We start from the raw sequence: 1,390 nt of genomic DNA on the forward strand, positions 1-1,390 counted from the left end.
TGGCGGACCTGCGGCGCGAGACTGTCGTAGGCGGCGGCCACCGTGGCGTGCTGCTGCCCGGGGTGCAACCCCGACGGAATCCACTCCTGGAAATGCCCCCCCAGCACACCGAGCACCTCCAGCTGCTCGGTGATGGTCAGCTGCTCCCACGACCGCGGCCCGCCACCGGCCGGCACGGACGGGGACGGCAGAGCCGGCGGCAACGCGGGCCCGCCCCGGCCCGCGACCAGCCCATCAGCCAGCGCGTCCGCCGAAACCCCCGCACCCGTCAACAGCTCCGACAGCGCACGCTCCCACAACCCCTCCCTCTCCGCACCGCCATCGACCGGCCGCCACGCCGGCTCCTGAAACCCCACACCACGCAGCACCAGACTCAGATTCACCTCCCCCACCAGAGCCTGCAGATACTCCCCGGCCCAGCTCCCCCCGTCCTGCCCGGCGAACACATGCGCCTGCCGCTCCAGAGCGACAGTCACATCCTCGGGAACCTCCCACACGGACGAGCCCGCATCCCCCCGCTCCCGGCGCACCTCCTGCAACTGCCCGGCCAGCGTGTCAGCGGAGACCGGACGGCCACCGGCCAACCCGGCCACCACCCCATCCCACACCTCAGCGGCCTCATCCGCCTCCGTCACCGGCCACGCACGCAACTCCCGCTGCGCCAGCCCCCTGAAATACAGAGGAACCTCCACCTGATCCAGCCTCCGGAAACCCCCCGCAACCCCCTCGTCAGGCACCCCGGACGCCAGCAACTGCTCCCCGTACGCACGCCACTGCGCATCCTGCAGCCACACACCGACCTGATCATTGACCTGAACCGCCAGACGATCATTCACCCGCCGCCACACCAACGTCAGATACCGGCCACCCCACCCCACCGGACCGGCCGCCCCCCACTCCTCCCCCGCAGGCCCAGCCACCTGCACCGCAAAACCCGCAGCATCCACATCACCCGCAAAACCCGCAGCACCCGCAGCACCCGCAGCACCCGCAGCACCCGCAGCATCCGCAGGAACACCCACCACCGGCACCGGCACCACCTCCGGCACCGGCCCCCCAACCTCCACAACCCCCTCATCATCCGCATAGAAGTCCTCAATATCCGCGTAAGGATTCCCCCCATCCCCCTCCGGAGCCACAGCCTCTTCCACGTAGACGCCCGGACCCGTATCCATGTCCACGTCCGCCGCAGCCACCACCTCCGGGGCCACGACCTCATCCGTATCCATGAACTCCATGCCCGAGTCCGAGCCCGAGTCCGAGCCCCCGGCACCCATACCGGCATCCGCTGCCCCACTGCCCCGGCCCGCCAGCCCCGACGGACCAGCCTCACCGAACCCCGCCAGCACACCCGTCCCCGACATGTAACTACCGGACACAACCGGCCCCG

General features: G+C 70.5%; 1 protein-coding gene. It reads right to left on the reverse strand.

Annotated elements, in window-relative coordinates; genetic code table 11:
* The coding region (locus ABZT06_RS50560; RefSeq protein ID WP_355756714.1) for a hypothetical protein at positions 1 to 1,238 on the reverse strand (1,238 nt) is incomplete at its 3' end.
* Positions 1,239 to 1,390 lie beyond the last annotated feature (152 nt).

Source organism: Streptomyces sp. NPDC005483 (assembly GCF_040606035.1).
Lineage (GTDB): Bacteria > Actinomycetota > Actinomycetes > Streptomycetales > Streptomycetaceae > Streptomyces.